The sequence below is a fragment of the Microbacterium sp. NPDC089189 genome (assembly GCF_040685095.1).
Taxonomy (GTDB): Bacteria; Actinomycetota; Actinomycetes; order Actinomycetales; family Microbacteriaceae; genus Microbacterium.
The window spans coordinates 152130-175736 of record NZ_JBFBHG010000002.1 but is presented as its reverse complement, the minus strand read 5'-3'; the positions used below and the strand labels follow the sequence as shown (position 1 = coordinate 175736).

The window sequence follows — 23607 nt, the reverse complement described above, 5'->3', positions numbered from 1 at the left end:
ACGAGTCAGGAGTCAAGATGATTTTCAGTGATGACACGCGATCCTCGCTCTGGATGACGGCCGACCTCGTGAACACCCTGCCCGGCACCGCGGACGACGCCGTCGATTCGCTCGTGTCCGTCGCCGAGCTGACCGCCTACCTCCAGCAGCACCCCTACTCCGGGCGCATCCGGGCGGATCAGGCCGAGCTCGACGACATCCGCTCCATCCGTCCGCGTCTGCGCGCCCTCTGGGACGCCGACCGCGACGCCGCCGTCCCCCTGGTCAACGCGATGCTCGCCGACGGCCGAGCCCTGCCGCGGCTCGTGCGTCACGACGCGTACGACTGGCACATCCACGCGACCGACGACGACGCCCCGCTGGCGACGCGCATGCTCGTGGAAGCGGCCATGGCCGTCCTCGACGTCATCCGCTCAGATCAGTACGACCGCATGCGCGTGTGCGAGGCGGACGACTGCGGCGCGGTCTACGTGGACTACTCGCGCAACGGCTCGAAGCGCTACTGCGACACCGGCAACTGCGGCAACCGCATGAACGTCAACGCGTATCGGCGTCGGAAGGCGCAAGAAACCGCGTGATCTCCGCCGCCGCGGGCTGCGGCGTCTCGTAGTGGATGAGGTGACCCACCTCGGGGATCTCCACGAGCTCTGCGTCGGAGAACATCGCGCGCAGCCGACGTTCGGCCTCGATCGGGGTGATGTCGTCGCGCTCCGCCGCGATCAGGAGCGTGGGCTGAGCGATGTCGGGCGCGAACTCGCGCACGTCGTGCGACACCGACGCGAGGAACGCGTCGCTGAGGACGTCGCGGTTCGCGAAGCTCGAGAAGTAGCGGTCGTGCTGGTCGTGCACGAAGCGGCGGAGGGTCTTGTCACGGGTCTTGACCATGACCACGCTCATGCCGCGCACGATCAGGCGATTGCGGAGGACCCCCTCCCCGATCGGACGGGGAAGGCGCGCGGCCGCGCGGTAGTAGAGGACCGCCAGACGCGTGAGGACCCCCCGGGGTCCCTCGAGCGCGGGTGCTCCGATGGGGTTCACGAGGATGAGGCGCGGCACGGCGAGGCCGCCGGCCACGGCGGCGGAGGCCACGATCGATCCGAACGAGTGCCCGAGCAGGTCCGCCCCGGGCGCGACCTCGGTGGCGAACGCGGTGAGCCACGCGGCATACGTCTCCAGGTCGTGCGCACGGCCCGGCAGCGCCGCCGAGGCCCCGAAGCCCGGCAGATCCGGAGCGATGATGCGAAGACCCGGCAGGAAGGCGACGACAGGCTCGAGGCCGTGATGGTCGCCCCGGAACCCGTGCACGAGCAGGAGGGTCTGAGCGGCATCCGGGTCGCCGTAGACCCAGTACGCCGTCTCCGCGCCCAGGATGTCGACGCTCCGACGCTCCACCGGGATCGCGGCGAGGCGTTCGGCGTAGGGATGGGGCGCACTCATCCCCCGAGTCTACGAGGGCGGCGGCGTGCCCCCGGCAGCGTGTCGGCGCATCCGCGTACCGTGAACGGCATGCACGCGTTCCCGGCCGCCCCGCTCCCCCTGTTCGAGCGGCCCGAGTGGGCCGGCCGCGTGGGCGTCTTCGATCTCGAGACCACCGGGGTCGACGTGCGCCACGACCGGATCGTGTCCGCGCACGTCGGCGTCCTCGACGCGGACGGCGCGGTGCTCGAGTCGCGCAGCTGGCTCGCGGACCCCGGCATCGAGATCCCCGCCGGCGCCAGCGCCGTCCACGGCATCTCGACCGAGCGCGCACGCGCGGAAGGCCGCGCGGCGGACGTCGTCGTGGCGGAGATCACCGCCGCGCTCCGCGACATCTTCGGGCGAGGACTGGCCGTCGTCGCCTACAACGCTCCGTTCGACTTCTCGCTGCTGCGGCACGAGGCCGAGCGCCACGGCGTCGATCCGATCATCGACCCCTCCCCCGTGATCGATCCGCTGGTGCTCGATAAGGCCGTCGACCGGTTCCGTCGCGGCAAGCGCACGCTCGGCGTCGTCGCGGAGCACTACCGGGTCACCCTGACGGGCGCGCACGAGGCGGCGGCCGACGCCATCGCCGCGGGACGCGTGGCGCAGGCCCTCGCCGATCGCTACGGCCCCTGGCTGCCGCCGGCCGCCGCTGAGATCCACACGCGGCAGGTGGGCTGGGCGCGGGAGCAGGCCGACAGCCTCACCGAGTACTTCGTGAAGATCGGCCGCATCGACCCGGCGGACCCGGTCGACGGGCGCTGGCCGATCCGGTAGCGCACCGCACCCGACAACGAGAAAGACCCCGCCGAAGCGGGGTCTTTCTCGAAGATGGCTTACTTGGAGCCGAAGTTCTTGAAGCGCTGGTTGAACTTCTCGACGCGGCCGGCCGAGTCCATGATGCGCTGCTTGCCCGTGTAGAACGGGTGCGATGCGGACGAGATCTCGACGTCGATCACCGGGTACTCGGTGCCGTCGAGCTCGATCGTCTTGTCGCTGGTGACCGTCGAACGCGTGAGGAAGGTCTCTCCCGAACCGAGGTCGCGGAAGACAACGGCGCGGTAGTCGGGGTGGATGTCAGTCTTCATGGGAATTCCTTGCGGGAGTGCTTCGGAGGAAAGTCTGTGGTGCGGCGTGCACCAAAAGACGAGTCTAACAGGAGCGGGAGCAGTTTCCCGCATCGGGTCAGCGTGCGGCGCGCGCCGCGTACCGCCCGTCGGCCTCGGTGACGGTGATCGGCATGCCGAAGGTCGTCGAGAGGTTGTCCGCGGTGAGCGTCTCGGCGATGGGCCCGGATGCCACGGCGGCGCCCGCGCGCAGCAGCAGCACGTGCGTGAATCCGACCGGGATCTCCTCGACGTGGTGGGTCACCATGACCATCGCGGGCGTCGACGGCGCCTGCGCGTAGCCGCTCAACAGCTCGAGCAGCTCTTCGCGGGCGCCGAGGTCCAGGCTCGCCGTCGGCTCGTCGAGCAGCAGGATCTCGGGGTCGGTCATGACCGCCCGGGCGATCTGCACGCGCTTCTGCTCGCCGTCGGACAGCGTGCCGAACGTGCGGTCGGCCAGGTGGTCGAGCTTCCACTCGCCGAGCACGCGGAGCGCGCGTCGCTCGTCGATCCGGTCGTACTGCTCGTTCCAGCGGCCCAGCACCGAGAAGGCGGCCGTCAGGACGACGTTCAGGACCGTCTCCTCGCCGGGGATGCGCTTGGCCATCGCGGAGGAGGCGAAGCCGATCCGCGGCCGCAGCTCGAACACATCGGTGCGTCCGAGACGCTCGCCGAGGATCGTGACCGAGCCCGACGTGGGGTGATCGAGCGAGGCCGCCAGCTGGAGGACCGTGGTCTTGCCCGCGCCGTTCGCGCCGAGGATCACCCAGCGTTGGTCGCCCTCCACCCGCCAATCGAGATGCGAGACGATGTCCTTCGCATTGCGGCGGACGACGACATCGGAGAAATCGAGCACCTGCGGCATACGTCCACCCTACCCGGCACGATCCGCCGGGGCCCGCGTCAGCGCGCGTCGAGCACGGAACGGTAGAGCGCCTCGGTCTGCTCGGCGATGCGCTCCCAGCTGAAGTCCTCGGCGGCGCGGCGCCGCCCGGCCTCGCCGAAGGCGGCTGCGCGCGCCGGATCGGTGACGACCTCGGTGAGCACGCGCGCGAGATCGGCGACGAAGCGCTCCGGATCCGTGGGGGTGCCGGTGCCGTCCTGCGCCTGGTCGATCGGCACGAGCCGGCCGGTCACGCCGTCCACGACGACCTCGGGGATGCCGCCGGTCGCCGTGCCGACTACGGCGGCGCCGCACGCCATGGCCTCGAGGTTGACGATGCCCAGCGGCTCGTAGATCGACGGGCAGACGAACGTCGTCGCCGCCGTCAGGATGGCCGAGAGCTCGGCGCGCGGCAGGTGCTCGTCGATCCAGACCACGCCGTCGCGCGAGGCCTGCAGATCGCGGACCAGCACCTCGACCTCCGCGAGGATCTCGGGCGTGTCGGGCGCGCCGGCGCACAGCACGAGCTGCACGTCGTCGGGCAGCAGACGCGCCGCGCGCAGCAGGTAGGGCAAGCCCTTCTGACGTGTGATCCGGCCCACGAAGACGACCGCCGGGCGCCCCGGGTCGATGCCCCAGCGCGCCAGCACGTCGGCGTCCTCGGTCGGATGCCAGGCATCGACGTCGATGCCGTTGTAGATCACGTGCACCTTGTCGGGATCGATGTGCGGGTAGCTGCGGAGGATGTCGGCGCGCATGCCGCCGCTCACCGCGACGATGGCGGCCGCGGACTCGTAGGCAGTGCGCTCGATGTAGCTCGACACGGCGTAGCCGCCGCCGAGCTGCTCCGCCTTCCACGGGCGCAGCGGCTCGAGCGAGTGCGCAGTGACCACGTGCGGGATGCCGTGCAGCAGGGAGGCGAGGTGGCTGGCGAAGTTGGCGTACCAGGTGTGGCTGTGCACGAGGTCGGCACCGGCCACGTCGTCGACCATCTCGAGGTCGGTGCCGAGGGTCTGGATCGCGGGGTTGGCGGCGGCGAGTTCGGCAGGCACGCCGTACGCGGTCGTACCCTCCTCGTCGCGCGCCGCGCCGAACGCGCGCACACGCACGTCGATGCGCTGACGCAGTGCAGCGACCAGCTCGGCGACGTGCACGCCGGCCCCGCCGTAGATCGCCGGCGGGTACTCCTTGGAAATGATGTCGACGCGCATGTCAAGGACGCTAGTACAGCCCTCCGGCGCGGCATAGTGTGGTGCCATGCCGGCCACACCCAAGGTTTTCGGAATCATCCTCGCGGGCGGCGAGGGCAAGCGCCTCATGCCGCTGACGGTCGACAGGGCGAAGCCCGCCGTGCCGTTCGGCGGTCAGTACCGCCTGATCGATTTCGCCATCTCGAATCTCATCAACTCGGGGCTGCGTCAGCTCGTCGTCCTGACGCAGTACAAGTCGCACAGTCTCGACCGGCACATCTCGCAGACCTGGCGGATGTCGGCTCTTCTGGACGCCTACGTCGCCTCCGTGCCCGCGCAGCAGCGCCTCGGCAAGCGGTGGTTCTCGGGCTCGGCCGACGCGATCCTGCAGAGCCTCAACCTGATCAACGACGAGAAGCCCGACATCGTGGTCGTGGTCGGCGCCGACCACGTCTACCGGATGGATTTCGGGCAGATGCTCGACGCGCACATCGCCTCCGGCGCACGCGCGACCGTCGCCGGCATCCGGCAGCCCATCGGCATGGCCAATCAGTTCGGCGTGATCGACGTCGACCCGAACGACCCCACGCGCATCCGCGAGTTCCTCGAGAAACCGCAGAGCCCCGCCGGCCTGGTGGACGCGCCGCACGAGGTGCTGGCATCGATGGGCAACTACATCTTCAACACCGACGCGCTGATCGAGGCGGTGGAGGCGGACGGCGAGCTGCCGACGTCCAACCACGACATGGGCGGCGACATCATCCCCTACTTCGTCAACCGCGGCGAGGCGAGCGTCTACGACTTCATCCGCAACGACGTGCCGGGCTCGACCGACCGCGACCGGTCGTACTGGCGGGACGTCGGCACGATCGACTCGTTCTACGACGCGCATCTCGACCTGATCTCCACCCTGCCCGTGTTCAACCTGTACAACATGCAGTGGCCGATCCACTCGCAGCTGGTGAACTCGCCCCCGGCCAAGTTCGTGCGCGACGCCGTCGGGCGCATCGGCAACACGATCGACTCGATCGTGTCGCTCGGTTCGGTGCTCTCGGGAACGCACCTCGAACGCAGCGTCGTGGGACCGTGGACCCTCGCGGGCGGCGGGTCCACCATCACGGATTCGGTCGTCTTCGACCGCGTGCGGGTGGGAGCGGGAGCGCGCATCCACCGCGCGATCCTCGACAAGAACGTCGTGCTCGCCGACGGCGCGACCGTCGGGGTCGATCGGGAGCGTGATCTCGAACGCGGCTTCACGGTCACCGATTCCGGCATCACCGTCGTCGGCAAGAACGTGCGCGTCGACCCCTGACGCACGGCGTCGCCCGTGCGCATGCGGGCGCTAGCGTGGGAGGCATGCCCGACTCTTCTGCGCGCCTGCTCGTCGTCCTGGACGCCGACTCCACCCTCATCCGCAATGAGGTCATCGAGCTCCTGGCGGATGAGGCCGGCCGTGGCGCCGAGGTCGCGGCGGCCACCGAGGCGGCCATGCGCGGTGAGGTCGACTTCGCGACGAGCCTGCGCAGCCGCGTCGAGCAGCTGCGCGGTGTTCCGGTGAGCGCCTTCCCGCGCGTACAGGCACGGATCGAGCCGACACCGGGCGTCCACGACCTCATCCGCGCCGTGCACGATCGCGGCGGCGTGGTGGGCGTCGTGTCGGGGGGATTCCACGAGATCCTCGATGACCTCGCCCCCGTTCTGGGCGTGGACGTGTGGCGCGCGAACCGCCTGGCGGTCGCCGACGGGCGGCTCACAGGTGCCGTCGACGGTTCGATCGTGGACGCGGCGGCGAAAGCCGACACGCTGCGGGAATGGGCGGCGCGCTTCGGTGTGGACCCGCGGCGGACCCTCGCCATCGGGGACGGCGCGAACGATCTGCAGATGCTCGACGCCGCTGCTCTCGGGATCGCGTTCAACGCCAAGCAGACGGTCCGGGCGCGCGCCGATGTCGTGGTCGGCGCGGTCGATCTCGCGCAGGTGATCGCGCTCCTGCCGTGACCTGGCCGGTGTCGGCGCACCGCGGTAGCGTCGGTGCATGGACGTCATCCTGGTTCCCGGCCTCTGGCTCGCCGCCGACTCCTGGCGGGAGGTCGAGCCGGCTCTTCGCGCGGCCGGCCACCGCCCTCACGCCCTGACGCTCCCCGGCGTCGGGGCCTCCGCCGGCGCCATCGCGGAGGTCGGGATCGCGGACTGGGTGGACGCCGTGGTCGCCGCGATCGACCGTGCCGCGGCTCCCGTCATCCTCGTCGGCCACAGCGGCGGCGGCAACGTCGTCTGGGCGGCCGCCGATGCGCGGCCCGATCGCGTCGCGCGGATCGTCCTGGTCGACACGGCACCGCCGCCCGACGGGGCCGGTATCTCGGAGTTCCCTGTCGTCGACGGCGTCATCCCGTTCCCCGCGTGGGATTTCTTCGACGACGCCGACATCGCCGACCTCGACACCGAGACACGGACGCTCATGGCGTCCATGGCGCATTCCGTTCCCGCGCGGGTGCCCACCGACCCGGTGTCCCTCCGCGACGATCGTCGTCATCGGATCCCGCTCACGGTGCTGTCCGGGCAGGCCGACGCCACCGCCTTCGCGGCGATGCTCGCGCAGTGGCCGTCCTACGCGGCCGAGTGGAACGCCATCGACACCTCGGAGGTGCGCGTCCTCGGCTCCGGCCACTGGCCGCAGTACTCGAAGCCCGCAGCCCTCGGCGCGGCGATCGTGGACGCCATCGCCGGGTGAGCGAGCCCGCTCAGCGGAGCGGTCTCAGTGCCCCATCCCCAGGCCGCCGTCGACGGGGATGACGGCTCCGGAGATGTACGCCGCATCGTCGGAGGCGAGCCACGCGACCACGCCGGCGACCTCGTCTGCGGTGCCGTAACGCCCGGCGGGGATGGCCTTCTTGTACTCGGCCTGCGTCTCGTCCGACAGGGTCGCGGTCATGTCGGTCTCGATGAAGCCCGGCGCGACGACGTTCGCGGTGATCCCGCGTGTTCCGAGCTCGCGGGTCAGCGAACGCGCGAACCCGACCAGTGCGCTCTTCGAGCTGGCGTAGTTGATCTGTCCCGCGGAGCCGTAGAGGCCGACGACGCTGGAGATCAGGATGACGCGGCCCCACCGCGCGCGCAACAGTCCCTTGGCCGCGCGCTTGACGACGCGGAAGGTGCCGCCGAGGTTGGTCTCGATCACGTCGTCGAAGTCGTCCTCCGACATCCGCAGCAGCAGGGTGTCGCGGGTGATGCCCGCGTTCGCGACGACGATCTCGACCGGACCGAGCTTCTGCTCGACCTCGGAGTAGGCGGCGTCCAGGGCCGCGGAGTCGGTGACGTCGGCGCGGACGGTGAGCGTTCCCTCCGGACCCTCGCCGGAGCGGGCTGTGACGGCCACTTTGTAGCCGTCGGCGACGAAGCGCCCCGCGATCGCGCGACCGATGCCGCGGTTGCCTCCGGTGATCAGCACGACTCTGTCGCTCGACATGGACTCTCCTCGACTCGGAACTCTCGACCCTCCACCCTAACGAGGACCGTCACGGATGACGCGCGTGCACGATGCCGTTTGACACCGCGCCGTCCGCACTGGAACGCTGAACCCAGTCGACGAAAGGCGCACCATGAGCGATCAGAACCCGGACCGTCCCGAGCAGCCGGCCGTCCCCGGCGCGGGATCCGACCTCCCGCCCCAGCCCCCCGCAGCACCGCCCGCAGCGCCGCCGGTGCCTCCGACCGCTCCCCCGGCACCTCCGGCCGCCCCGCCGGCCGCGCCCGCGTACGGTGCGCCCGCGTACGACGCACCGGCTCCCGCCGACGCACCGCCCTACGCCCAGCCCGGCGCGTACCCGCCGCCGGTCTACGGCACCCCGGGTGCGTACCCGCAGGCGCAGGCCTACGGCTCGGGTGCGTACACGCCCTACCCGACGGGGCCGAAGACGAACTCGCTCGCGATCGTCTCGCTCATCTTCTCGATCGTCGGCATCATCTTCATCCTCCCCTTCATCGGGTCGGTCGTCGCCGTCATCACGGGCCACATCTCGCTGAAGCAGATCAAGACGCGTAGCGAGGGCGGCCGGGGCCTGGCGCTGGCCGGCACGATCATCGGATGGGTCGGCGTCGTCCTCGCGCTCATCGGCATCGTGAGCATCATCGCGTTCGTCGCCTGGGCGTCCTCCAACCCCGGCTACTACGAGTACGGCTACAGCTCCTGAACCGCGTCTTCACGGTGTAGCCCGGCGTAGGCTGGGCTACACCGTGAAGAACGCCGCATCGCAGTCCGCGACCTCTCTGCCTCGCGCGCCGCGCGAGGACTCGAGCGCGCGGTTCGTCAAGTACATGATCATGATGGCCATCCGTGTCGGGTGCTTCATCGCGATGGTGCTCATCACCCCCTACGGCTGGTACACGTGGGTGTTCGCCGCGGGGGCCGTCTTCCTGCCGTACATCGCGGTCGTCTTCGCCAACGTCGGGCAGGAGGGCACCGCGTCCCGCGCCGTCGACCCCGGACGGGCGATCGACGCACCGCCGGCCGCGCCCGTCGTCGCGGAGGCGCCGGACGCCGCGCATCCCGACATCATCCGCATCACCGAGACACCGCGGGAGAACGAGGCATGACCGAGGTCGTCCGCTGCTCGCGCGCCGGTTGCCGCGAGAGCGCGCTCTGGCGCATCGAGTGGCGCAACCCTCGCATCCATCGCGAGGACCGCCGCAAGGTCTGGGTCGCCTGCGCGGAGCACGTGGACTACCTGCGCGACTTCCTCTCCTCGCGCTCCTTCCCGGTCGCCGTGTCGGCGTTGGCCGTCGGCGGGGCCGCGACATGACGGCTGCGCGGTCTTCCTCCGTTCTTCGCTGGACCAGCTACGTCCTCGTCGGCATCCTGTTCGCCGTCGCCTGCTTCTTCCTGTCGCAGTGGCAGTTCGCGCGGAACGCCGAACGCAGCGCGCAGCTCGAACTCGTGGAGCGGAACTACGACGCGGCGCCGCTCCCGCTGGACGCCGCGCTGCCCGACGACACCGCGTTCGACGGCGAGCTCGAGTGGCACCCGGTAGAGATCCGCGGCACCTACGACGTCGACGACCAGGTCGTCGTGCGCAACAGACCGCACGGCGGCACCGCGGCGTTCGAGGTCCTGACGCCGCTGCGCACCGACGACGGTCGCACCTTCATCGTCGACCGCGGCTGGGTTCCGCCCGCCGAGACCGGCGAGGGGACGGCCGCCGTTCCCGCACCGCCCACGGGCGAGGTGACGGTCGTCGTGCGACTCCGCGCGCCCGAGGCACTCCCCACCTCGGGTCGTAGCGCCCCCGCCGGGCAGGTTCCCACGATCCACCTGCCCCTCGTGGCCGAGACGACCGGCGCCGGCACGATCACCGGGGCGTACGGCATCCTCGTCTCCGAGACACCCGCGCCCGACACCACGCCGTACCCGCTCGGGTCGCCGTCCGAGGATCCGGGACCGCATCTGTCGTACGCCGTGCAGTGGATCCTCTTCGCCATCATGGGCTTCATCTTCATCGGCTACATCATCCGCACCGAGCGACGTCTGCGTCGTGAGGACGAGGGTGACGGCGAGGAAGCCGACGCCGAGCAGCAGTCTCGGACTCCGCGCCGCCCCCGGGCTCGCCGGGAACGCGTCGATCGCGACGCCGACGTGGAGGACGCCCTCCTCGATCGCGCCGGGCGCTGAGCTGCGCTCAGGCCAGTTCGACGAGGTCCTGGTAGTCGCGGCCCCAGAGGTCCTCGACGCCGTCCGGCAGGATCAGCACACGCTCCGGGTTGAGTGCCTCGACGGCGCCCGGGTCGTGCGAGACCAGCACCACGGCGCCCTCGTAATGCGAGAGAGCTCCGAGGATCTCCTCGCGCGAGGCCGGGTCGAGGTTGTTGGTGGGCTCGTCGAGCAGGAGCATGTTCGCGCTCGAGACCACGAGGGTGGCGAGCGAGAGGCGGGTCTTCTCGCCGCCCGAGAGCACGCCCGCCGGCTTCAGCACGTCGTCGCCGGTGAAGAGGAAGGATCCCAGCACCTTGCGGGCCTCCGTCGCGTTGATGTCGGGCGCGGCGGCCATCATGTTCTCGAGCACCGAGCGCGACACGTCGAGGTTCTCGTGCTCTTGCGCGTAGTAGCCGATCTTGAGCCCGTGACCGGGCTCGAGCACGCCGGTGTCGGGGGTGTCGACGCCGGCCAGCATCCGCAGGAGCGTGGTCTTGCCGGCACCGTTGAATCCCAGCACCACGACCTTGGATCCGCGGTCGATCGCGAGGTCGACGTCGGTGAAGATCTCGAGCGAGCCGTACGACTTCGACAGCCCCTTCGCCATGAGCGGCGTCTTGCCGCACGGCGCGGGCTTGGGGAAGCGGAGCTTCGCGACGCGCTCCTCCTGGCGCACGTCGTCGAGACCGGACAGCATCTTCTCGGCACGAGCGACCATCTGGTGCGCGGCGGCGGCCTTCGAGGCCTTCGCGCCGAAGCGCGCGGCCTGGAGCTGCAGCGCGGTCGCCTTCTTCTCGACGTTGACGCGCTCCTTCTTGCGGCGCTCCTCGTCGGCCACCCGCTGACGCAGGTAGTTCTTCCAGTTCATGTTGTAGACGTCGATGACCTGACGGTTGGCGTCCAGGTAGAAGACACGGTTGACCGTCTCTCCGACGAGTTCCACGTCGTGGCTGATCACGATCAGGCCGCCGCGGTAGGTCTTCAGGAACTCGCGCAGCCAGACGACGCTGTCGGCGTCGAGGTGGTTGGTGGGCTCGTCGAGGATCATCGTCTGCGCGTCCGAGAACAGGATGCGAGCGAGCTCGATCCGACGGCGCTGGCCGCCCGAGAGCGTCTTCAGCGGCTGATCGAGGATGCGGTCGGGAAGCGACAGGTTGTGAGCGATCGAGGCCGCCTCCGCCTCGGCGGCATACCCGCCGAGCGCCTCGAAGCGCTCGGTGAGGTTTCCGTAGCGCCGCATCGCCTTCTCGGCGACGGCGGGATCGTCGTCGCCCATCTGCAGCGACGCCTCGTGCATGCCGAGCGCGAGGGTGCCGAGGCCGCGCGCGTCGAGGATGCGCGTGCGGGCCAGCATCTCGGGGTCGCCCGAGCGCGGGTCCTGCGGCAGGTATCCCAGCTCACCCGAGCGGTCGACACCGCCTTCGGCGGGCAGCAGGTCGCCCGCGAGGACCTTGGTGAGCGTCGTCTTGCCGGCACCGTTCCGGCCGACCAGTCCGATCTTGTCCCCCGGGGACACACGGAAGGCGACATCGGTCATCAGGACGCGAGCGCCGACGCGGATCTCGAGGTCGTGCACGGCGAGCACAGCGTACGTCCGATCTGAAAGAGGAAGGTCGGCCGAGTGGCCGTCTTCCAGTCTATCGCGCACCCGGCGCCGCGGATTCGTCGCTCCTGAAAGGTTAGGGTAGCCTTTCCTCGCACCATTCCCCCTGCGAAAGGCATCTCATGCAGATCAAGCGTTGGGCCGCGATCGCGGTCGCGGCGATCTCTCTGACCGCTCTCACCGCGTGCAGCACCGGCTCGGCCGACAGCGACTCGGATGCGGGCGGCGCCGCCGGAGACGCGGGCGCCTTCCCGCTCACGATCGAGAACGCCTTCGGCGAGACCACGATCGACGCCGTGCCCGAGCGGGTCGTCACGGTCGACTGGGGAAACCAGGATGTGGCACTGGCCCTCGGCATCGTGCCGGTGGCGATGCCCAAGGTCACCTACGGCGACGAGGACGGCGACGGCCTCCTCCCCTGGGTCAAGGACAAGCTCGACGAGCTCGGCGCCGAGACGCCCACCCTGATGGACGAGACCAACGGGTACGACTACGAGGCCATCGCCGACGCGCAGCCCGACGTCATCCTCGCGGCGTACTCGGGGATGACCGAGGAGCAGTACGACACGCTCTCGAAGATCGCCCCGGTCGTCACCTACCAGGACATGGCGTGGGGAACCACCTGGCAGGACATGACCGTGCTCAACGGCACCGCGCTCGGCCTCGAGGACGAGGCGACCGATCTGGTCGCCAGCCTGGAGCAGCACGTGACCGAGACCGCCGCCCAGTACCCGGCGCTCGAGGGCAAGACGACCCTCCTCAGCTACTTCGACCCGACCGACCTCAGCACGCTCGGGTTCTACAACACCGCCGACCCGCGCGTGGGCTACCTCGAGGAGTTCGGCCTCGTCCCCTCGAGCTACGTCGACGAGCAGTCCGCGTCGTCGGACGAGTTCTGGATCGTCACGAGCACCGAGCAGATCGAGAGCTTCGACGACGTCCAGGTCATCGTGGCCTACGGCACCGAGGACACGATCGCCCAGTGGCAGGCCGACCCGCTGCTCTCGCGCATCCCCGCCGTCGCCAACGGTGCGGTCGCGATCATCCTCTCGGAGTCCACGGCATCCTCGGCCATCACGCCGTCGCCGCTCTCGATCGGCACGTCCTACGGCGACGAGTACATCCAGCTCGTCGGCGAGGCCGCAGCGAAGGCGTCCTGACCTCGATGCACGCACCGATCACGCGGTCGTGACCGCACCGCTGGAGACCGCTCCGTCCGCCGCCCCCGGCGCGCCTTCCCGGCGCCGCTGGGGGCGGCGGCGAGCCGTGTGGCTGCTCGTCCTGCTCGTGGGCCTCGTGGGGATCGGCGTGCTCTCGATCACCTTCGGCGCCCGCGCCGTGACCTGGCAGGACGTCTGGGCGGCCCTCGGCGGCGGGGTCGACACCGCCGGCTCAGCCGCGGTCGCCAAGCGCATCCCCCGGACCGTGCTGGCCATGCTCGTCGGCGGTGCGCTCGGCGTCACCGGCGCTGTCCTGCAGGGGGCCACACGCAACCCGCTCGCCGATCCTCAGATCCTGGGGATCAACGGGGGCGCCGCGCTGGCCGTGGTCATCGGGATCGCCTTCCTCGGGCTGTCGTCGCCCGCCGACTACATCTGGTTCGCGATGCTCGGCGCGGCCGGCGCGGCGCTGTTCGTCTACGCCATCGGGTCGCTCGGCCGCGGCGGCTCATCGCCCCTCAAACTCGCCCTCGCGGGGGCGGTGACCGCGGTCGCCTTCTCCTCGCTCGTGAGCGCCATCCTGCTCCCCCGCGTCGACGTCATGAGCGTCTTCCGCTTCTGGCAGGTGGGTGGCGTGGGCGGTGCCACGTGGACCTCGATCGGCCAGGTGCTGCCGTTCCTGATCGTGGGGCTCCTGATCTGCCTGATCTGCAGCCCGTCCTTGAACACGCTCGCGCTCGGCGACGAGCTGGCCGCCGGCCTCGGCGAGCGGGTGCGCACGGCACGACTCGTCTCGACGTTCGGTGCCGTCATCCTCTGCGGCGCGGCCACGGCGGTCGCTGGTCCCATCGGATTCGTCGGCCTCGTCGTCCCCCACATGTGCCGCCTGCTGATCGGCGTCGATCACCGGTGGCTGCTCCCGTTCTGCGCGGTCGGCGGTGCCGTGCTGCTCACCGCGGCTGATGTCGTCGGGCGTGTCATCGCCCGACCGGAGGAGATCGAGGTCGGCATCGTGACCGCATTGCTCGGCGCGCCGTTCTTCATCGCCATCGTGCGTCGGCAGAAGGTGCGGGCCCTGTGAGCGCCCTCGACACAGCCGCCGCGACGCAGACCCGCCGGCGCGTGCACGCCGGTCGGGCGCGCCGCTCGCGACGGTGGCTGATCGTCACGGGATCCCTCCTGGCCGCCGTGCTCGTCGCGTACGCGCTCTCGCTCATGGTGGGTCAGACCTTCTACTCCCCCGCCGAGGTGTGGGGGGTCCTGGTCGGTGAGCGCGTGCCGGGCGCCTCGTTCACGGTCGGCGAGCTCCGCTTGCCGCGGGCGACGGCAGCCCTTCTCACCGGGCTCTGCTTCGGCATGGGCGGTGTCGTCTTCCAGACCATGCTGCGCAACCCGCTCGCCAGCCCCGATGTCATCGGCATCAGCTCGGGCGCGAGCGCCGCTGCGGTCATCGGCATCGTCGTCCTGTCGCTGAGCGAGACGGCCGTGTCGTTCCTCGCCACCGCCGCGGCGCTCGGCGCGGCGATGCTGATCTACCTGCTCGCCTACAAACGCGGCGGATCCGGGGCGCGCCTCATCCTCATCGGGATCGGCGTCGCGGCGATCGCGAACAGCATCGTCGCCTACGTCATCTCGCGCGCCGCCGACTGGGATCTCCAGGTCGCGATGCGCTGGATCACCGGGAACCTCAACGATGCGACCTGGAACCGCGTCATCCCGCTGGCTCTCGTGATGATCGTGGTCGTCCCGCTGCTGCTGATGCGCGGCCGCGACCTCGAACTCATGCGTCTGGGCGATGAGACGGCGTCGGCGCTGGGGCTGCGGGTCGAACGCCAGCGCGTCCTGCTGATCGTCCTGGCCGTCTGCCTGCTGGCCTTCGCCACCGCCGCGACCGGACCCATCTCGTTCGTCGCCTTCCTCTCCGGGCCGATCGCGGTCCGCATCCTCGGTCCCGTCGGCTCGCCCCTGCTGCCCTCGGGGCTCGTCGGCGCCCTCCTCGTCCTCGTCGCGGACTTCTGCGGGCAGTACGCCTTCGGCACGCGGCTGCCCGTCGGCGTCATCACCGGTGTGCTCGGCGCGCCGTACCTCGTCTACCTGCTCATCCGCAGCAGTCGAACCGGAGGTTCGTCCCTATGACCGCGCAACGCTCGCTCGTCGTCGACGACGTCTCGCTCGCCTACGGCGACCGCGTCATCGTCGAGTCGCTCGCGCTCACCGTCCCCGCCGGACGCATCACGACCATCGTCGGAGCGAACGCGTGCGGCAAGTCGACGCTCCTGAAGTCGATGGCGCGCCTGCTCACCCCGTCCTCCGGTGCGGTGCTCCTGGACGGCAAGGCGATCCATCGCCAGCCCACCCGTCAGGTCGCCCGCACACTCGGGCTGCTTCCGCAGTCGCCCATCGCGCCCGACGGCATCGCGGTGTCGGACCTCGTGAGCCGCGGACGTCACCCGCATCAGGGCGCGCTCGCCCGCTGGACGCGCGACGACGACGACGCTGTGGCTCACGCGCTCGACGCGACCGGCACGGCACACCTGGCCGACCGCCCGGTGGACGAGCTGAGCGGCGGGCAGCGGCAGCGGGTGTGGATCGCGATGGCCCTCGCGCAGCAGACCGACATCCTGCTCCTCGACGAGCCCACCACGTTCCTCGACATCAGCCATCAGATCGACGTGCTCGATCTACTCACCGACCTCAACCGCGAACGGGGCACCACCATCGTCATGGTGCTGCACGACCTGAACCTCGCCGCCCGCTACGCCGATCATCTGGTGGCGATGGCCCACGGCCGGATGCTGGCCGCCGGATCCTCGGCCGAGGTCCTGACGGAGGACACGGTGCGGACGGTCTTCGGACTCGACAGCCGGGTGGTCGCCGATCCGCTGACGGGCCGGCCGATGGTCATCCCGATCGGGCGTCACCACACCGTCGGGACGCGCGACGATCCCGCATCCGACTGACCGCGTGACGCGAGTCGGAACAGCGACGGCTCACTCGACGCGTTCGGCCACTCCCGCACGCCAGTACCCCATGAACGCGACGCGCTTGCGGTCGACCCCGTGCTGCTGCACGAGCAGCCGGCGCAGCGTCTTGACGGTCTGCGACTCACCCGCGATCCAGGCGTAGAACTCGCCCTCGGCGCTCTCGGGGCTGTCCCAGAGCAGCTGGGTGTCGACGTCGATCTCCTCGAGCTCCTGGGGCCGGGGCGCGGCGGCCCGGGCCAGCACGCCACGCGCATGCGCGTCGGCCCACTCCGACACGGCGGCGATGAGCTTCTCGCCGTGCGGCGCCTCGCCCCGCACCACCCAGTGGACCTGCGCCGCGACGGAGAGCGGCAGGATGTCGTCGGCCGTGGGCACCTCGATGAAGGCGTCCGCGCGCACCTCGACGCCGAGCGACTCGAGGATCCCGCTGATGGCGGGCGTCGCGGTCTCGTCGCCGACGAGCAGCACGCGGCGCGCGGTGCCGGGGTGCCAGTCGATGCCGCCGTCGCTCCCCTCGGCGCGCTGGTCGGGCCCGACAATCACGAGCTCGTCGCCCGACTGCGCAGCCTCGGCCCAGGCGCCGGCGGGACCGGGATCGTGGTGCAGCACGAAGTCGATCTCGAGGAGGCGGGAGGTCGGGTCGATCCGTCGCACCGTGTAGGTGCGGAACGGCGTCCGTGCCTCCGCCGGGAGCGCTCGCCACCGGGTGTACCAGTCACCGGCGGCGATGGATGCGGGATCGTGCTGGCCGATGTCGCACACGACGCCATCCGCCGAGGGGAAGACGAGCTTCAGGCGCTGGTCGAGTCCCGACGTGCCGAAGTCGACGAACTCGGGGCACGTGAAAGCGATCCGGACGAAGTGCGGTGACAGGCGCTCGACGTGCGACACCGCCGCGATGTACGGACGGTACGCGGGACGGGTCACGAGCGCAGAGGACATGCGATAAGGCTACCCTTACCTTCGGCGCACGCCAAAGCGCTCGGCCTGCAATGAACAGCGTGCCGTGGTCAACGCAGCGCGGCGATCCGCTCCACGGCCTCGCGCAGGACGTCGGGAGAACATCCCAGGTTGATCCGCACGTGACCGCGCCCCTCGTCGCCGAAGGCGGGACCGTAGTGCAACGCCACGCGCGCCTCCGTCAGGATCCGCTTCGCCGGGTTGTCTCCCCACCCCTGTGCGGTCAGGTCGACCCACGCGAGGTATCCGGCCTCGGGGCGGCGATACCGTGCCCCGGGAAGATGTTCGGCGAGCAGATCGTCCAGCAGCACGGCGTTCGCCTCGATGGCGGCCAGCAGCGAATCCAGCCAGGGGTCGCTCTCGGGATCGAATGCGGCCACCGCGGCGATCGCGCCGAAGTACCCGGTGCGCCACTCGATCTCCTCAGGCATCCCCCGCAGCACGGCGGCCGTCTCCGGGGCGGCGGCGACCATGAGGGCGCACTTCAGTCCCGCCAGGTTGAAGGCCTTGCTCGCCGACACGAGGGCGTAGCCGAGCGCCGCGGATGCCGCCGAGGCCGCGAGGAAGGGCGTGAAGACGATGTCGGTGCGCGTGAGCGGCGCGTGGATTTCATCGCTCACGACGACGGCGTCGTGCCGCGCGGCGATCTCGGCCAGCGCGGCGAGCTCCTCCCGTGTGTGGACGGTGCCGGTCGGGTTGTGCGGATTGCACAGCAGCAGGGCGCGTGCCCCGCCGGCGAACGCGCGTTCGATGCCGTCCAGATCGAGGCGATAGTCGCCGGCTCCCTCGACGAGCGGCACACGCTCGACGACACCGCCCGCTTCGGGCACCGCTTCGTAGAACGGCGGATACACCGGTGGGGTGACGACGACGCGGTCCCCCGGGCTGATCGTCCGCCGGAGGATCTCGACGACGCCCATGATGACGTCCCCGGTGGAACGCATCCGCGTGGGATCGGGGCGCCATCCGAAACGCCGCCCGGCGAACGCCGCGTACGCCGAGCGCACACCGGACTCGCCGGGCGTGTACCCGGTGTCACCGCGCTCGACGGCGCCGTGAAGCGCCGCCGTGATCGCCGGGGCCAACGGGTAGTCGGTCTCGGCCACGAACAGCGGCAGCACGTCGCGGGGGTAGGTTCGCCACTTCGCGCTCCCCCGCTCGCGGAGGAGATCGAGCGGCAGGGCTTCCAGAGGCGCAGCGGTCACACCACCGAGCCTAACGGCGCCGACGGGGCGGCCCCGGGGTCAGATCGCGAAGCCGAGGGCGCGCATCATGTCGCGCCCGTCGTCGGTGATCCGCTCGGGACCCCACGGCGGCATCCACACCCAGTTGATCCGGAAGCGGTCGACCACGCTGTCCAGCGACTGCGCGGTCTGCTCTTCGAGCACATCGGTCAGCGGGCAGCCAGCCGATGTGAGCGTCATGTGGATGACGAGAGCGTCGTTCTCGTCATCCCAGGCGAGGTCGTAGATCAGCCCGAGGTCGACGACGTTGATCCCGAGTTCGGGATCCATGACGTCCTTGAGCGCCTCGGTGACCTCGTCGTACTTCTCAGGAGTGAGCGTCGCGGTCATGATCGGAGTCTACGCGTCCGCCGCGGTGGCGGCCTCGAGGAACCGGTCGTAGCCCTCGTTCTCGAGACGCTCTGCCAGCTCCGGACCGCCCTCTTCCGCCACCCGGCCGCGCACGAGCACGTGGACGAAGTCGGGCCGGATGTAGTTGAGGATCCGGGTGTAGTGCGTGATCAGCAGCACGCCCAGGTCGGTCTCGCTCTTGGCGCGGTTCACACCCTCGGACACGATCTTGAGTGCGTCCACGTCCAGGCCGGAGTCCGTCTCGTCGAGAACGGCGATCCGGGGCTTCAGCAGCTCGAGCTGCAGGATCTCGTGGCGCTTCTTCTCGCCACCCGAGAAGCCCTCGTTGACGTTGCGCTGGGCGAACTTGCCGTCCATGCGGAGGTTCGACATCGCGGACTTGACGTCCTTCGTCCACGTGCGGATCGAGGGCGCTTCGCCGTCGATCGCCGTCTTCGCGGTGCGCAGGAAGTTGGTGACGGTCACGCCGGGGATCTCGACGGGGTACTGCATCGCCAGGAACAGACCCGCGCGTGCGCGCTCGTCGACGGTCATGGCGAGCACGTCCTCGCCGTCGAGCGTGATGGAGCCGCTCGTGACGGTGTACTTGGGGTGGCCGGCGATCGTGTACGCGAGCGTCGACTTGCCCGAGCCGTTGGGGCCCATGATGGCGTGCGTCTCGCCGGTGCGGATGGTGAGGGTCACCCCGTTGAGGATGGGGGTGGTTCCTTCATCGGTCTCGACCGTCACGTGGAGGTCGCGGATCTCGAGGACAGACATGTCGGATTCCTTCGTCAGTTCACAACTTTGGTCACGGCCGGATCGATGAAGACATCGTCGGCGTCGATCGTGACCTCGAAAACGGGCACCGGCTCGTAGGCCGGCAGGTTGAGCGGGTGACCGGTCTGGAGCGAGAACGCCGAGCCGTGGGCCCAGCATTCCAGCGTCTCGCCGTCGACGAAGCCGTCGGACAACGAGACGTCGCCGTGCGTGCAGCTGTCACCGATCGCGTGCACGTCGCCGTTGCCGTCGAGCACGATGGCGATCGCGACCCCGTCGACCTCGACACGGCGGGCTTCATCCTGCACGAGCTCGCTGAGCGCGCAGACGCGCGTCGCGGTCATCGGGCCGGACCCTGTTCGAGCTCGGCCTCGATCGCGGCGACCAGACGCTGCTCGAGCTCCGGAACGCCCATCTTCTGCACGATCTCCATCAGGAAGCCGATCACGACGAGTCGACGTGCTTCTTCCTCGTCGATCCCCCGCGCCTGCAGGTAGAACAGCTGCTCGTCGTCGAATCGACCGGTCGCGCTCGCGTGTCCGGCGCCGCGGATGTCGCCCGTCTGGATCTCGAGGTTCGGGATCGAGTCGGCGCGAGCGCCGTCCGTGAGCACGAGGTTGCGGTTCGCCTCGTACGAGTCGGTGCCGACCGCATCCGGGCCGATGAGCACGTCGCCGATCCACACCGAGCGGGCGGTGTCGCCCTGGAGCGCACCCTTGTAGAGCACGTCGCCCGAGGTCTGTGCGCCGTGGTGGTGCAGGAAGACCTGGCTCTCGAGGTGCTGTCCGGCATCGGCGAACGACAGCCCGTACAGCTCGCCGCGCGAGCCGGTTCCGGCGAGGTCGACGCTCGGGTTGATGCGCACGAGCGACCCGCCGAAGCTCACGACGACGTGGCGCAGCGTCGCATCGCGGTCGACGCGCGCCTGGTGAGCGGCCACGTGGACCGCGTCGTCATCCCACTCCTGCACCGCGACGACCGTCAGCGATGCACCGTCGCGCACGATGATCTCGACGTTCTCCGACAGCGCGGCCGTGCCGGCATGCCGGAGCACGATCGTGCCCCGCGCGTTCGGCTGCGCCTCGAGCACGATGTGCGCGTGAGCGACGCCGCCCGCACCGCGGAGGTCGACGATCGTGGGCTCCTCGAGCTCGACGCCCGCCGGGATGCTCAGGTAGACCGCCTCGGTCGCTCGCGACCACGCGATGGCGGCCGTGACGTCCTCGGCGACGAAGACGTCGCCGCGCGGCGCTTCGCCGTGCCGGAGCCCGGCAGCGGCCAGCGGTCCGGCCACGGTGATCGAGACGGCGGCTTCGGCGCCCGGGGCGTCGGTCAGCAGCGACGCGATCCGGTCGAGCGGCGTGTGCTTCCAGTTCACCTCGCGCCCGGACGGAACCGGGAAGGACGCGGGGTCGTTGGAGCGCTCGCGCGCCGAGCGGGTCTGCACCGGTACGAATGCGGCGGCAGGGTCAATATGCCCCGTCACGGTGGATGCCGTGGGGGCTTCGGCCTGTGCGGTCATCAGCCGACGGATCCTTCCATGCCCATCTCGATGAGCTTGTTGAGTTCGAGTGCGTACTCCATGGGCAGTTCCCGCGCGATGGGCTCGATGAACCCGCGCACGATCATCGCCATGGCCTCGTCCTCGGCGAGTCCGCGGCTCATGAGATAGAAGAGCTGCTCCTCGCTGACCTTCGACACCGTCGCCTCGTGGCCCAGCTGGACGTCGTCGACACGGATGTCGATGGCGGGGTAGGTGTCGGAGCGCGAGATGCTGTCGACGAGCAGCGCGTCGCAGCGCACGGTGTTGGCGGAGTGGTGGGCGTTGGCGTCCACGCGCACCTCGCCGCGGTAGCCCGCGCGACCGCCGCCGCGCGCGATCGACTTCGAGACGATCGAGGACTGCGTGTACGGCGCCATGTGGATCATCTTGGCGCCGGCGTCCTGGTGCTGGCCGGGGCCCGCGAAGGCCACGGACAGGGTCTCGCCCTTGGCGTGCTCGCCCATCAGGTAGATCGAGGGGTACTTCATCGTGACCTTGGACCCGATGTTTCCATCGACCCATTCCATCGTGGCGCCCTCGTGGGCGACGGCACGCTTGGTCACGAGGTTGTACACGTTGTTCGACCAGTTCTGGATCGTCGTGTACCGCACCCGGGCGTTCTTCTTGACGATGATCTCGACGACCGCGGAGTGCAGCGAGTCGCTCTTGTAGATCGGCGCCGTGCAGCCCTCGATGTAGTGGACGTAGGAGCCCTCGTCCGCGATGATCAGGGTCCGCTCGAACTGGCCCATGTTCTCGGTGTTGATGCGGAAGTACGCCTGCAGCGGGATCTCGACGTGCACGCCCTTGGGGACGTAGACGAACGAGCCGCCGGACCAGACCGCCGTGTTCAGCGCGGCGAACTTGTTGTCGCCGGCCGGGATCACGGTGCCGAAGTACTCGTGGAAGAACTCGGGGTGCTCGCGCAGCGCCGTGTCGGTGTCCATGAAGATGACGCCCTGTGCCTCCAGATCCTCCTGGATCTGGTGGTAGACGACCTCGGACTCGTACTGAGCGGCGACGCCCGAGACCAGGCGCGAGCGCTCCGCCTCGGGGATTCCCAGCTTCTCGTACGTGTTGCGGATGTCCTCCGGCAGGTCCTCCCAGGTCTGGGCCTGCTTCTCGGTGGAGCGCACGAAGTACTTGATGTTGTCGAAGTCGATGCCGCTGAGATCAGCACCCCAGGTGGGCATCGGCTTGCGCCCGAAGAGCTGGTAGCCCTTCAGCCGGGCGTTCAGCATCCACTCCGGCTCGGCTTTCAGCGCCGAGATGTCACGGACACCGGCTTCGCTGAGGCCGCGCTTCGCGCTGGCGCCGGCGGCATCGGGGTCGTGCCACCCGAACTCGTAGACACCCAGCCCCTCCAACTCGGGACGATCGATAAGCACATCCGACATGGCGTGTCACTCTCCTCTTAGAACCGAACGGTGTCATCCGCTCCGGCATTCCGCTCCTGGACGTCGATCTCAGGGGGGTGCCGTCTTCGGCTCGATCAGAAGGCGCAGGCGTGCACCTAAACTGTGGGTGACGTGGAACGCTCGGGCGCCGCGTCACGAACCCCTTGATTCTACAGGGTCGCCCTCGCCTTCGGGCGGGCCGACCCCGCGCGCCACCCGATGCGCGCGTCGCGCAGGAGGCGCACGATGGCCGTCGACACCCGTCCGGAGAAGGACACCCGCCTGCTCGAGCGCTTCGTCGCCTGGCTTCCGACCGCCGTCGATCGCCGCATCCGCGTCTTCGCGTGGCTCTCGTTCCTGGCCGAGGTGTTGATCATCGCCACCGGCGGCGCCGTGCGCCTCACCGGGTCGGGCCTGGGCTGCCCCACCTGGCCCACCTGCACCGCCGACTCGATCGTGAACACGCCCGCGATGGGCATCCACGGGTTCATCGAGTTCGGCAACCGCACGCTGACGGGCCTCGTCGGCATCCTCGCGCTCGGCGTGGTCGTGCTCCTCTGGCGCCTGCGCCGCGAACGCCGCGACCTCTTCGTGCTGGGCTCGATCGTGCTCGGCGGCGTCGTCGCCCAGGCGCTCGTTGGCGGCGTCACGGTGCTCACCGGCCTGAACCCGTTCATCGTCGGATTCCACTACGTGGCCTCGCTGAGCCTCGTCTGCGTCTGCGCCGCCTTCCTGGTGCGGATGAACGCCCCCGCCGGCCCACGGGTCGCGGCAGCGCCCCGCTGGTACGCCATCACGACGCACTTCACGACGCTCGTGCTCGCCGTGACGATCGTCTTCGGTGTGCTCACTACCGGCGCCGGGCCCCACTCGGGCGACGCTGACGCCGGTCGCAACGGATTCGACGCCGAAATCCTCGAGCACATCCACGCGTGGCCGGGATACGTCCTGCTCGTGCTGACCGTTCTGCTTGCGGCGGTCGCGTGGATCCGCCGGCTTCCGGTGCGACGTTGGATCACCGCGCTCCTGCTCGTCGAGATCGTGCAGATCCTGGTCGGGCTCTACCAGGCCCGCAATGGCCTACCCGAGTTCGCCGTGGGCGTGCACATGGTGCTGGCCGCCCTCACCGCCGCGGCCATGACCGCGGTCGTGCTGGGGCTCAAGAAGCCCGCTCCGGCACCCGCATCCTCAGCGACCGCATAGGCGACTCATCGCGCGCACCTCAGTGGCGCCGCGAGGGTGGCGGACGGCGCGGCAACCGTTGTCGCCCGTAGAGGAGC

At 70.0% G+C, this 23607-nt stretch carries 27 protein-coding genes; 14 read left to right on the top strand and 13 right to left on the bottom strand.

Translation table 11 applies throughout. The annotated features are described in order from the left end of the window. The first annotated feature begins 17 nt into the window (after window positions 1–17). Window positions 18–578, top strand: coding sequence for a CGNR zinc finger domain-containing protein (locus AB0N73_RS02050; protein WP_363559833.1), 561 nt, complete (start codon window positions 18–20; stop codon window positions 576–578). Here the strand turns inward: AB0N73_RS02050 and AB0N73_RS02045 are convergent. Further along, complete coding sequence (locus AB0N73_RS02045; RefSeq protein WP_363559831.1) at window positions 538–1437, bottom strand: alpha/beta hydrolase; 900 nt, start codon at window positions 1435–1437, stop codon at window positions 538–540. The genes AB0N73_RS02050 and AB0N73_RS02045 overlap by 41 nt on opposite strands. A gap of 69 nt (window positions 1438–1506) precedes the next feature. Here AB0N73_RS02045 and AB0N73_RS02040 point away from each other — a divergent pair, with 69 nt between their 5' ends. Beyond that, window positions 1507–2238 carry an exonuclease domain-containing protein gene (locus tag AB0N73_RS02040; RefSeq protein WP_363559829.1) on the top strand — a complete coding sequence of 244 codons (732 nt, stop codon included), beginning with the start codon at window positions 1507–1509 and terminating at the stop codon, window positions 2236–2238. 59 nt (window positions 2239–2297) lie between these two features. On the opposite strand, the gene AB0N73_RS02035 is transcribed toward AB0N73_RS02040, so the two are convergent. The 3 genes from AB0N73_RS02035 to glgA form a co-directional block, all read right to left on the bottom strand. Next, a complete protein-coding gene (locus AB0N73_RS02035; RefSeq protein ID WP_363559827.1) occupies window positions 2298–2549 on the bottom strand; it encodes a type B 50S ribosomal protein L31 in 252 nt (83 codons plus the stop codon). 97 nt (window positions 2550–2646) lie between these two features. Further along, window positions 2647–3432 (bottom strand): ABC transporter ATP-binding protein, encoded by a 786-nt coding sequence (locus tag AB0N73_RS02030; RefSeq protein ID WP_363559825.1) that lies wholly within the window; start codon window positions 3430–3432, stop codon window positions 2647–2649. Between the two features lie 38 nt (window positions 3433–3470). Further along, on the bottom strand, window positions 3471–4661 hold the full coding sequence (gene glgA / locus AB0N73_RS02025) for a glycogen synthase (protein WP_363559823.1): 1191 nt from the start codon (window positions 4659–4661) through the stop codon (window positions 3471–3473). Between the two features lie 46 nt (window positions 4662–4707). Here glgA and glgC point away from each other — a divergent pair, with 46 nt between their 5' ends. The 3 genes from glgC to AB0N73_RS02010 are packed head-to-tail and all read left to right on the top strand — an operon-like array spanning window position 4708 to window position 7371. Then, complete coding sequence (gene glgC, locus AB0N73_RS02020; RefSeq protein ID WP_363559821.1) at window positions 4708–5952, top strand: glucose-1-phosphate adenylyltransferase; 1245 nt, start codon at window positions 4708–4710, stop codon at window positions 5950–5952. A gap of 44 nt (window positions 5953–5996) precedes the next feature. Further along, entirely contained in the window at window positions 5997–6638 is a 642-nt protein-coding gene (gene serB / locus AB0N73_RS02015) for a phosphoserine phosphatase SerB (protein ID WP_363559819.1), read from the top strand. Window positions 6639–6675: 37 nt separating this feature from the next. Next, a complete protein-coding gene (locus tag AB0N73_RS02010; protein WP_363559817.1) occupies window positions 6676–7371 on the top strand; it encodes an alpha/beta hydrolase in 696 nt (231 codons plus the stop codon). A gap of 24 nt (window positions 7372–7395) precedes the next feature. On the opposite strand, the gene AB0N73_RS02005 is transcribed toward AB0N73_RS02010, so the two are convergent. Further along, the gene (locus AB0N73_RS02005) at window positions 7396–8106 is read right to left on the bottom strand and encodes a beta-ketoacyl-ACP reductase (RefSeq protein WP_363559815.1); all 711 of its coding nucleotides are present in this window, start codon (window positions 8104–8106) and stop codon (window positions 7396–7398) included. Window positions 8107–8239: 133 nt separating this feature from the next. Between AB0N73_RS02005 and AB0N73_RS02000 the strand changes: the two genes are divergently transcribed. Genes AB0N73_RS02000 through AB0N73_RS01985 form a run of 4 tightly spaced genes read left to right on the top strand, consistent with a single transcriptional unit; the run spans window position 8240 to window position 10305 of the window. Continuing rightward, window positions 8240–8830 carry a DUF4190 domain-containing protein gene (locus AB0N73_RS02000; protein ID WP_363559813.1) on the top strand — a complete coding sequence of 197 codons (591 nt, stop codon included), beginning with the start codon at window positions 8240–8242 and terminating at the stop codon, window positions 8828–8830. Between the two features lie 43 nt (window positions 8831–8873). After that, the gene (locus AB0N73_RS01995; RefSeq protein WP_363559811.1) at window positions 8874–9233 is read left to right on the top strand and encodes a DUF3099 domain-containing protein; all 360 of its coding nucleotides are present in this window, start codon (window positions 8874–8876) and stop codon (window positions 9231–9233) included. Next, window positions 9230–9439: a hypothetical protein gene (locus AB0N73_RS01990; protein WP_363559809.1), complete on the top strand. Its 210-nt coding sequence runs from the start codon at window positions 9230–9232 to the stop codon at window positions 9437–9439. Before AB0N73_RS01995 ends, AB0N73_RS01990 begins: the two co-directional genes overlap by 4 nt. Further along, entirely contained in the window at window positions 9436–10305 is an 870-nt protein-coding gene (locus tag AB0N73_RS01985; RefSeq protein ID WP_363559807.1) for an SURF1 family protein, read from the top strand. The genes AB0N73_RS01990 and AB0N73_RS01985 overlap by 4 nt, the downstream gene beginning before the upstream one ends. Before the next feature lie 7 nt (window positions 10306–10312). Here AB0N73_RS01985 and AB0N73_RS01980 read toward each other — a convergent pair whose 3' ends face one another. Continuing rightward, window positions 10313–11911 carry an ABC-F family ATP-binding cassette domain-containing protein gene (locus tag AB0N73_RS01980; RefSeq protein ID WP_363559805.1) on the bottom strand — a complete coding sequence of 533 codons (1599 nt, stop codon included), beginning with the start codon at window positions 11909–11911 and terminating at the stop codon, window positions 10313–10315. A 140-nt stretch (window positions 11912–12051) separates the two neighbouring features. Here AB0N73_RS01980 and AB0N73_RS01975 point away from each other — a divergent pair, with 140 nt between their 5' ends. The 4 genes from AB0N73_RS01975 (at window position 12052) to AB0N73_RS01960 (ending at window position 16049) form a co-directional block, all read left to right on the top strand. Further along, window positions 12052–13089: an iron-siderophore ABC transporter substrate-binding protein gene (locus AB0N73_RS01975; protein WP_363559803.1), complete on the top strand. Its 1038-nt coding sequence runs from the start codon at window positions 12052–12054 to the stop codon at window positions 13087–13089. A 106-nt stretch (window positions 13090–13195) separates the two neighbouring features. Then, window positions 13196–14170, top strand: coding sequence for an iron ABC transporter permease (locus AB0N73_RS01970; RefSeq protein WP_363559935.1), 975 nt, complete (start codon window positions 13196–13198; stop codon window positions 14168–14170). Then, on the top strand, window positions 14167–15225 hold the full coding sequence (locus AB0N73_RS01965) for an iron chelate uptake ABC transporter family permease subunit (protein WP_363559801.1): 1059 nt from the start codon (window positions 14167–14169) through the stop codon (window positions 15223–15225). Before AB0N73_RS01970 ends, AB0N73_RS01965 begins: the two co-directional genes overlap by 4 nt. Further along, window positions 15222–16049, top strand: a complete 828-nt coding sequence (locus tag AB0N73_RS01960; RefSeq protein WP_363559799.1) for an ABC transporter ATP-binding protein — start codon at window positions 15222–15224, stop codon at window positions 16047–16049. The genes AB0N73_RS01965 and AB0N73_RS01960 overlap by 4 nt, the downstream gene beginning before the upstream one ends. Window positions 16050–16079: 30 nt before the next feature. Here AB0N73_RS01960 and AB0N73_RS01955 read toward each other — a convergent pair whose 3' ends face one another. The 7 genes from AB0N73_RS01955 to sufB all read right to left on the bottom strand — a co-directional run bounded on the left by AB0N73_RS01955 (window position 16080) and on the right by sufB (window position 22327). Next, window positions 16080–17015 carry a siderophore-interacting protein gene (locus tag AB0N73_RS01955; RefSeq protein WP_363559797.1) on the bottom strand — a complete coding sequence of 312 codons (936 nt, stop codon included), beginning with the start codon at window positions 17013–17015 and terminating at the stop codon, window positions 16080–16082. Window positions 17016–17083: 68 nt separating this feature from the next. After that, complete coding sequence (locus AB0N73_RS01950) at window positions 17084–18238, bottom strand: aminotransferase class I/II-fold pyridoxal phosphate-dependent enzyme (protein WP_363559795.1); 1155 nt, start codon at window positions 18236–18238, stop codon at window positions 17084–17086. A gap of 39 nt (window positions 18239–18277) precedes the next feature. Further along, complete coding sequence (locus tag AB0N73_RS01945) at window positions 18278–18607, bottom strand: metal-sulfur cluster assembly factor (protein ID WP_363559793.1); 330 nt, start codon at window positions 18605–18607, stop codon at window positions 18278–18280. 9 nt (window positions 18608–18616) lie between these two features. Further along, on the bottom strand, window positions 18617–19387 hold the full coding sequence (sufC, locus tag AB0N73_RS01940) for a Fe-S cluster assembly ATPase SufC (protein WP_363559791.1): 771 nt from the start codon (window positions 19385–19387) through the stop codon (window positions 18617–18619). 14 nt (window positions 19388–19401) lie between these two features. Continuing rightward, a complete protein-coding gene (locus tag AB0N73_RS01935) occupies window positions 19402–19731 on the bottom strand; it encodes a non-heme iron oxygenase ferredoxin subunit (protein ID WP_363559789.1) in 330 nt (109 codons plus the stop codon). Continuing rightward, window positions 19728–20909, bottom strand: a complete 1182-nt coding sequence (sufD, locus tag AB0N73_RS01930) for a Fe-S cluster assembly protein SufD (RefSeq protein ID WP_363559787.1) — start codon at window positions 20907–20909, stop codon at window positions 19728–19730. The genes AB0N73_RS01935 and sufD overlap by 4 nt, the downstream gene beginning before the upstream one ends. Then, window positions 20909–22327 carry a Fe-S cluster assembly protein SufB gene (sufB, locus tag AB0N73_RS01925; protein WP_363559785.1) on the bottom strand — a complete coding sequence of 473 codons (1419 nt, stop codon included), beginning with the start codon at window positions 22325–22327 and terminating at the stop codon, window positions 20909–20911. The genes sufD and sufB overlap by 1 nt, the downstream gene beginning before the upstream one ends. Before the next feature lie 246 nt (window positions 22328–22573). Here sufB and AB0N73_RS01920 point away from each other — a divergent pair, with 246 nt between their 5' ends. Continuing rightward, window positions 22574–23530: a COX15/CtaA family protein gene (locus AB0N73_RS01920; protein ID WP_363559783.1), complete on the top strand. Its 957-nt coding sequence runs from the start codon at window positions 22574–22576 to the stop codon at window positions 23528–23530. Window positions 23531–23607 lie beyond the last annotated feature (77 nt).